Origin of the sequence: Planktotalea sp. (assembly GCF_018607965.1) — a bacterium.
GTDB lineage: Bacteria > Pseudomonadota > Alphaproteobacteria > Rhodobacterales > Rhodobacteraceae > Planktotalea.
This window is the reverse complement of the sequence record NZ_JABBAM010000033.1, coordinates 19,853-28,302: the sequence shown is the minus strand read 5'-3', so window position 1 is coordinate 28,302 and position 8,450 is coordinate 19,853. Positions and strand designations below refer to the sequence as shown.

Annotated in this window: 7 protein-coding genes; 2 read left to right on the top strand and 5 right to left on the bottom strand. The window is 55.1% G+C overall.

Annotated elements, in window-relative coordinates:
- From QZ279_RS02435 to crtA, 5 genes are all read right to left on the bottom strand, one after another.
- Positions 1–1,080 (bottom strand): gamma-glutamyltransferase (locus QZ279_RS02435; RefSeq protein ID WP_293447459.1); only part of this gene is annotated, 1,080 nt, incomplete at its 3' end.
- A 432-nt stretch (positions 1,081–1,512) separates the two neighbouring features.
- Positions 1,513–2,373 carry an alpha/beta fold hydrolase BchO gene (bchO, locus tag QZ279_RS02430; protein ID WP_293447455.1) on the bottom strand — a complete coding sequence of 287 codons (861 nt, stop codon included), beginning with the start codon at positions 2,371–2,373 and terminating at the stop codon, positions 1,513–1,515.
- Positions 2,374–2,378: 5 nt separating this feature from the next.
- Complete coding sequence (locus QZ279_RS02425; protein ID WP_293447452.1) at positions 2,379–4,025, bottom strand: magnesium chelatase subunit D; 1,647 nt, start codon at positions 4,023–4,025, stop codon at positions 2,379–2,381.
- Complete coding sequence (bchI, locus tag QZ279_RS02420; protein ID WP_293447449.1) at positions 4,026–5,033, bottom strand: magnesium chelatase ATPase subunit I; 1,008 nt, start codon at positions 5,031–5,033, stop codon at positions 4,026–4,028.
- The gene (crtA, locus tag QZ279_RS02415) at positions 5,030–5,734 is read right to left on the bottom strand and encodes a spheroidene monooxygenase (protein ID WP_293447446.1); all 705 of its coding nucleotides are present in this window, start codon (positions 5,732–5,734) and stop codon (positions 5,030–5,032) included. The genes bchI and crtA overlap by 4 nt, the downstream gene beginning before the upstream one ends.
- A 114-nt stretch (positions 5,735–5,848) precedes the next feature.
- Here crtA and QZ279_RS02410 point away from each other — a divergent pair, with 114 nt between their 5' ends.
- Positions 5,849–7,393 (top strand): phytoene desaturase, encoded by a 1,545-nt coding sequence (locus QZ279_RS02410; RefSeq protein ID WP_293447443.1) that lies wholly within the window; start codon positions 5,849–5,851, stop codon positions 7,391–7,393.
- On the top strand, positions 7,390–8,433 hold the full coding sequence (gene crtB, locus QZ279_RS02405; RefSeq protein WP_293447440.1) for a 15-cis-phytoene synthase: 1,044 nt from the start codon (positions 7,390–7,392) through the stop codon (positions 8,431–8,433). The genes QZ279_RS02410 and crtB overlap by 4 nt, the downstream gene beginning before the upstream one ends.
- Positions 8,434–8,450: the final 17 nt, after the last annotated feature.

Sequence of the window (8,450 nt, the reverse complement as noted above, 5' to 3'; positions counted from 1 at the left end):
CATTCCAGACGCATCCGCAGCTGTTAGATAGACAGTGCCGCCGTTTTTAGGCGCACCAGCGTTGAAATCTTGCGCGCGGGTCTCGTCAATCAGGCTCGCGCGGCCGGCCAAATAGGTTTCTTCCAGCAAAGCCTCAGATGTGACATCCGTCATATGCTCGCCATCTGTGACATAGATTTCTGCGTCCACAAGGGCCAGTTTCATCGCTTCAACTTGCAAATGGATTGCCAGAGGGTCGTCCGCATCCAGCTCCCGAATGCGGGTGTGCGTCAGGATTCCCAAAGCCATCAACGCGGCGATCCCTTGGCCATTTGGTGGGATCTCGTGCAATTCCAGATCGTCGAATTTTTTCGAGATCGTACCGCACCATTCAGCCTTGTGCGCAGCCATGTCTTCACGACTTAAGGCTGCTCCGTGCGCAGCTGCAAAATCGCAAATCACGTCGGCTAGCTCCCCTTTATAGAAGGCCTCGCCTTTGGTCTGTGCGATCAGTTGAAAGGTCTTTGCTAGGGGCGCATTTACGAACCGCTCGCCCGCGACGGGGGCCTCGCCATTTGGCAAAAACGTCTCTGTAAAACCTGGATGATGGCCAAGGTCTGTCGCCGCGCGCCGCCATAATTCTGCGATCACGGGCGTGACGATAAACCCGTTTTTGGCATAACCAATCGCTGGGCCAAACAAGTCGGAAAATGGTAACTTTCCGAACCGATCAGACAGGGCCACCCATGCGGACACCGCACCCGGCACTGTCACGCTTTCCCAGCCGCGAAAAGGCATCTGATCATACTCGGCAAACCGTTCAGGACCCCATCCTGCAGGCGAGCGGCCAGAGGCATTGAGGCCGTGCAATTCCTTGCCGTCCCACACAATTGCAAAGGCATCGGATCCCATGCCATTGCCTGTTGGCTCCACCAGTGTCAGCGTAATCGCCGTGGCAATCGCGGCGTCGACCGCATTGCCACCTTTTACGAGCATCGAAAGGCCCGCTTGCGCTGCCAAAGGGTGCGAGGTTGTCACCACGTTGTCAGCCAGAACAGCAGAGCGACGCGAAGGGTAGGGATGATGAGCACTGAGTTTCATGGGTGCGTCTTCTTTCATGTCTAAGTCAAAGTAAGGCGGAGTTTGCGATGGGTTAAGCCGTATCAATCAGGCTTTTTATATCATCATATGCACACCTTTTTCGCGGTTAACAGTCTGTGTGATGCGCAAATTGCCCGCAAGGCTACACAGCATATAGGCGTCTTCGCGGCGGGTGGTAGCGTCGCCTCGAAATAGCGCGAATCACAGGTTTTGACCGACGCGTTTAGCATTTTATTTGTTATAACTCGTCCCCGTTCTGATGTTGATCAGTTAGTGCTTTGAGCGCTCAAAATGCCCTTGATTAGGATTTGAACTCGAAGCGCCTCCTCGATCGTGGCAAGGCGGGTCGGTTGACCGTTCATCTGCAGGTCTGTGTGCTTCAAGGACACCTTAGTTTTGAATCCTGCACAATTGTTCTTCTGCAAAAATCCCTTAGCAATCAGTGAGTGCGTCGCGAAAAAGTGACACAACACCGCCGGCCCTTTCTTCGTGCGCCAAATGGCCAAGGTTTGGTATGATGGTGTATCGGGCGTTTGGCATCTGTGCTGCAGCTTTCTTCGATGTATTGGGGGGAACGGCGCTATCGTGACCACCCGCAATGAGCAATGTCGATATAAGGTTTTTTGGAAGCCGCTCTATCAGAGGTTCAAGCTGCCATTGCGCCATCATTTGTAGCGTCGCATTGACGTGGGATTGGCTTGCAAGAAGGCGGCTGTAAAAATTGAGATCGCCTTGCGAAAGGTTTGATCCTGTACCTTTGATAATTCGCTCGATTGCGTTGCCTTTTGCTGCCTGCATTCTGAAAAAATCTGTTGCGAAAGGGACAGCTGCAATGGTTTTTGCAAGAAATGGAAAGAGGGCTCCAGCAACACCTTTGAACGTGTCGAGTGCTGCGTTTATGCCTATTATTCTTTTCGAAAATTCAGGCTCCAACTCCGATATTCTGAGTGCGATTGCCGCACCAGCTGAGTGGCCAATGATCGTGTTTGGCTGGATGCCTTCGTTCCTACATAAACTGATGATATCCTCGGCCATCGTGTTCAAACTGCAGCGTTGTTGTGCTCCAAGTTGGGTAAATCCCTGTCCCGGAAGATCGATAGCGATCACGCGATGTGTTTCAATAAGAAGGGGGACCAAATGTTGCCAACTGTGGGTCGAACTACCTGCGCCGTGGATTAAAAGGATCGTGGGACCTTTGCCAATGTCTTGGATGTGCCAGCGATGAGGTTTGCAAAGTACAAACCGCGAATGTTGGGAATAGGGCCACGTCGCGCGTTCTTTTGCCCAATCCATTGTGTTTACTCAACCAATGCTGCGGTCACGGCTTTTGAGACACCTTTCGCATCTGCGCGCGGCAAGGGGACATATTTCGCGCGCATCACGTTGGACAGCAATTTCAACGCTTTCTCGGGACGGATTGTGGTGTCAATGACAATGGCTTCGACATTGATTTTCGCAATGTTGACGGCAACGTTCTGTGCATCTTTGGCGGCTTGCATGCGGTCCGCTTGCCCATCAAGTGCAACATTTGCACGGCCATCGGTGAGTAGTACAATTGTCGGGGTCAGACCCTTTTGGGTAGCTGATTGTGCCAACGACAATGCTGCGGTCAAGCCAGAGGCCAGCGGCGTTGCGCCGCCGCCAGGGATTGAAGCGAGCCGACGTTTGGTTTGCACCAGTGAGCGTGTCGGCGTTAGCAACGTCTCCGCCTGTGTGCCACGAAAAGAAATCAGCGCAACGTGATCGCGACGCGCGTAGGCCTCTGATAATAACAATTCCACCGCACCTTTGGCTTCGGCCAGACGCGCCATCGCAGCAGAGCCTGAAGCATCAACCGTGAATATCAAAAGACGGTCAGATTTGCTTTCGTAACGTTTGTGACGCAGATCGCTGTGCTGAAAGATCGGGCCTGTCGCATCGGGTTTGGTGCGTTTGCGCAGGGTTTGGTAAGGGATCGCAGCGCGCAGAGTGGCGACAAGATCGACACGGGCTGAGCTGGATTGCGGACCGATGCGCGCGGGCAGGGGGCGACCACGGCGATTGCCTTTGCGTTTTGCACCACTGCCAGATCCCTTGGCGCGTTTGGTTGTGCCTGCATCTAGGCCCGCCAATAAATCAGGCGGAAGCGCGGTTTTCACGGCCTCAAGAAGCACGTCCTTTGGAATGCTGAGCGAGTCTTCTTTGGGTGTATCATCGGGTGCGGTTTCGGGTTGTTGATCCTCTGGCTCAACACTTTCAGGCAAGCGTGTCGCACGATGTGCATAAACCAGTGCGACGGCTGGGGTGATATCCTCTTCGATCAGCGTGTCGCGCTTGTTCAACGCTGCGTGCGTTTTCGCAGCGCACAGCGCGAAGGAGGGCGCGCGCAGGCTGGTGATGCCAAGGGAGACGGCAAGTTGCACCAGATCTTCGGGCGTATCGAGGGGAACAGTGACCTTGCGGGCTGCTCTGCGGATTTCGGCCAGATTATCAGGAAGCGTGACAGTTTGGATGTTGGCGAGTGCGAGCATGTCGAGCGAGACATGGAACGCAGCACGATCGGCCAATGACGGTGGAATTGCTTCGCCCTCATCCGCGCCTTCATCTAGCGCCAGAATTGCGTGGCTGTGCCCGCCATCCAGCGCTTGGCTGAGACGCGCAGACATATAGGGATCGACGCGTTCGGCCATGGGCAGGATAAACAGGGAGGGGGGCCGATCAAGGATGCCCTTTTGATAGACCAAAGTGCCGCCACTAAGGGTGGCAGACAGATCAATGTCGCCGTCCAAAACTTGCGCCGTCATGTGAGGATGCAAGCGGACAGACGGAATTGGCAAAGACTGCACCGTCGCCATTAAAGCATCACGCGCGGGGCCAACGCGGGCGCGCACGACTAGTCCGCCAAGGTTTCGCGGATCAATCGCCAGCAGGCTAAGGGCCAGTGTCGCGCGATCCCATGCTAACATTTAAGCACCCAGCGTTTCTTCAACGATGCGTTCCACGCGTGCGCCAGAACCTGCCTCATCGAGTGGATCACGACGCAGACGATGGCGCAGGGCCAACGCGGCGGTTTCGCGAATGTGGGATGTGCTGAGAACCGTATCATCACGGAATGCTGCATGCGCGCGCGCCGCTTTCAGTAAGGTCAGTTCACCGCGCAGCCCGTCAGAGCCCAGATTGATGCAAAGCTCGGCGACAGTGCGCAAGGCTGAGTCTGGCGTCTTCAAAGCTTTCAGGGCCTTGCGTGCTGTCACAATACGATCACGCAAAGCGGCATCTTCGGCCTGCCAGCGCAGCATGAAAGCTGAATGATCGTTTTCGTATTTGTCGCGACGCCTGATAACTTGGACGCGCTCTTCGATATCCGTCGGGGACACCACATCAACGGACAGACCAAAGCGATCCAACAGTTGCGGGCGCAATTCGCCCTCTTCAGGATTGCCGGACCCGACAAGAACAAAGCGTGCAGCATGACGGATCGACAGGCCCTCACGTTCGACGACATTTTCACCTGACTGGGCCACGTCGAGCAGTAAATCAACGATGTGATCTTCGAGCAGGTTCACCTCGTCAATGTAAAGATAGCCACGATTGGCCTGCGCAAACAGTCCTGGCTGAAATGCTTTTTCGCCCTTGGTTAGCGCCTTTTCGATGTCCAGCGCACCTGTTACGCGATCCTCAGACACGCCAAGCGGCAGATCGATAACGGGGGTCGGAATATCATGCGTTTCGATATCGTCGATGTTCGCCCACTCAGGACAATCCTCGGGATGGGCGCTATTCACGGGGCAAGATTTCACAACGCTGATCGGCGGCAAAAGCCCTGCCAATGCGCGCACGGCTGTGGATTTTCCTGTGCCACGCTCACCAAAAACCAGAACGCCGCCGATTGAGGGATCAATGGCGGTGAGGATCATGGCCTGCTTCATTTCATCCTGACCGACGATGGCGGAAAAGGGGAAGGGATGCTTCATGCGGTGTCCAATTGTTTGAGGGGGGATATGCCGCCCCACGTGCCTGTGTCCGAGAGCAATGTGAAACGGGCGTAGAGTTCTTCGTTGAACCACCCCTCGTTGCGCACTGCTTTGATTGCCTCTGCATGTGGCCCTGTGCGCGCAAAATTTGCCATGCGCGCGGCGTCGGGCCAAATCGAGAAGGTGACTTGATGCAGCATCGGGATTTCACCCACGCCGATCTTGAAAATTACGTTTGGGTCTTTGCCGATGACGGTTGAAATATTGGGAACACGGCGCCAGAACTTGGCAAGCGTGCTGGGTTTTATCGTTGCGCGTGTGAGGGCTGCAAGCGGACCAGTGCCCGTTGGCACCGTCGTGCTGAAGGGAGTTTGGCCCGACCATTCGCCTTTGACGGCGTTGGCGGCCATGAAGACGGTCCAATTTTCGGATGCCTTTGCGCTATAGCGACGATAGATTTCGGCTTCCGAAATCCTGTCTTTGGCGGTCTGTTCATCGGGCCAAGTAGCAAGAATCGCATAGACGGATGTGTTGGGGAACGGTGTGAATCCCTCGCCAGAGCCTGAACCGCAAAGCTTCCAGAAGCCGATTCCATCGAGTTTGGACATAGGACGGCGCGCAAGGCCCATCATCGCAAACGCCCACAAACGTGCGCGAAACGATCCAAATCGGTAGAAACTAAGGCTAACCACCTGCGACATGCTTTGCTAAATCCTAAATGTGTAAACTCAACCTGACACATATCCCTTGCAATGTGAAGCTCTAGCGCACTAGAATTGTAAGGTAAACTTGACACACCCTCGCATTGGATGGATATGACCGATCTTGCAAACACGCCTTCAGATAACCGCGCTATCGTTATTGGTGCGGGTCTTGGCGGGCTTTCCGCAGCGATGCGTCTTGGGGCGAAGGGCTACAGGGTTACCGTGCTGGACAAGCTGGATCGCGCGGGTGGACGCGGGTCGTCGATAACCCAAGACGGGCATCGCTTTGACCTAGGTCCGACGATTGTGACGGTGCCTGATGTGTTCGAAAAACTATGGGCTGATTGCGGTCGCGACTTTCGCGCTGACGTCGATCTGCGTCCACTAGAGCCGTTCTACGAAGTACGCTGGCCTGATGGGTCCAGCTTTAAGGCGTCCTCGGATGACGACGCTATGTTGGCCGAAGTCGCGCGTCTGAATCCTAATGACGTGGACGGCTTCAAGAGGTTCTTGAGGGATGCGCAAAAGCGGTATGTGGTTGGGTATGAGGGCATGGTTGCCAAGCCGATGAACAAGATGTGGGAGACGATTAAAGTCCTGCCCATGTTTGCGTGGCTGCGTGCGGATCGCTCTATCTACGGTTTGGCCGCTGCGCGCGTTAAGGACGAACGCCTGCGCATGGCGCTGTCGTTTCACCCGTTGTTCATTGGCGGTGACCCGATGCACGTGACATCAATCTACGCGTTGGTGGCGCATTTGGAGAAAACCTATGGCGTTCATTATGCGATGGGTGGCGTGCAACGCATTGCGGACGCTATGGCCGATGTGATCCGCGCGCAGGGTGGCGCGATCCGTCATGAAACTGTCGCCGACGAAATTCTGGTTGAAGATGGCGCTGCGAAAGCGGTGCGCTTGGATGATGGAACTGAACTGAACGCGCCTTTGATTGTCAGTAATGCGGACGCGGGCTTTACCTATGACCATCTGCTGCGCAACCATAAGAAAAAGCGATGGACCCCCGCCAAGCTAGCGCGCAAGCGTTGGTCTATGGGGTTGTACGTTTGGTACTTCGGGACCAAGGGCACAGTTGGCAAATGGGCCGATCTTGGGCATCATACTATCGTAAATGGGCCGCGCTTTAAGGGTTTGCTGAAAGACATCTTTATGAAGGGCAAATTGTCGGACGACATGAGCCTCTATATTCACCGTCCTTCCGTAACTGACCCAAGTGCTGCACCCGAAGGGGATGACACGTTCTATGTGCTTTCGCCCGTGCCACATCTGGGATGGATTAATGCGGTTGATTGGAAAAGTGAAGAACCCAAGTACCGTGCCAAGGTAGCTGCCGAGCTGGAAAAGATCATGCCCGGTTTTCAACATGATATCTCAACTGAAATGGTGTTCACGCCGGAGACGTTTAAAGAGCGCTACCTTAGCCCGCATGGCAGTGGGTTTTCGCTGGAACCTCGCATCCTGCAAAGCGCTTGGTTCCGTCCCCATAACGTGAGCGAAGAAGCCAAGGGTTTGTATTTGGTCGGCGCTGGCACGCATCCTGGGGCAGGTTTGCCGGGCGTTGTGTCCAGTGCGGAAGTGCTTTCTAAACTTGTGCCCGACATGCCTATGCAAAGGACACAAACACGATTGGCGGCAGAATGATTAACCCTGATGATCTAGACCATTGCTGTGCAGTCATCCGTACCGGATCACTGTCGTTTCATGCCGCGTCCAAACTGTTGCCCAGCTCTGTACGTGATCCGGCCTTGGCGCTTTATGCGTTTTGCCGCCTTGCCGATGACGAGGTGGATGAGGGCGATAACAAAGCGCGCGCCGTTCTGGAATTGCAGGAACGCCTAGACCTTGTGTACGCGGGAACACCCAAAGATGCGCCTGAGGATCGTGCGTTCGCAGCCGTTGTCAAAGATTTCGACATGCCGCGTGAATTGCCCCAAGCTTTGCTAGAGGGTTTGGCGTGGGACGCAGTTGAGCGGCAGTATGACACCTTGGAAGAATTGCGCGATTACTGTGCGCGCGTGGCCTCTGCCGTTGGTGCGATGATGTGCGTTTTGATGAACGTGCGCGATGCAGATGCTTTGGCGCGCGCTTGTGATCTGGGCGTTGCAATGCAGCTGACAAACATCGCGCGCGACGTGGGTGAAGATGCGCGCGCGGGTCGGATTTATTTGCCGCTGAAATGGTTGGAAGAGGCGGGCATCGACAAGGCACAATTTCTTGCGAACCCTGAAGCGAACCCTGACGTTAAACGCATGGTGAAACGCCTGCTGTACAACGCGCGCGGACTTTATGCGCGCTCAGAGGCTGGAATTGGATCACTGCCCATTCATGCGCGCACTGGAATTTTTGCGGCGCGTTATATTTACGCAGCCATCGGTAAAGCGGTCGCGCGCAACGGGTTTGATTCTATAAATCATCGGGGTCGTACAAACGGGCGTCAAAAACTGGCGCTGATTGGCACATCGGCGGTGCGGACTGCGGGCAGCATGATCTTGCCAAAATCCCCAATGCTGTTTGCGCAGCCCTTGGAAGAGGTCCGCTTTTTAGTAGATGCTGTCGCAACGAACGCACCGCGTGCTGATACGTGGGGCGAGGGTCGCACGGGGGCATTTTTGGCTGTCATGGCAGATTTGAAAGCACGCGATACCGGCATCACCGACACAAGCGGGGTGGCGGCGGAGTAACCATTGCACTATGAACA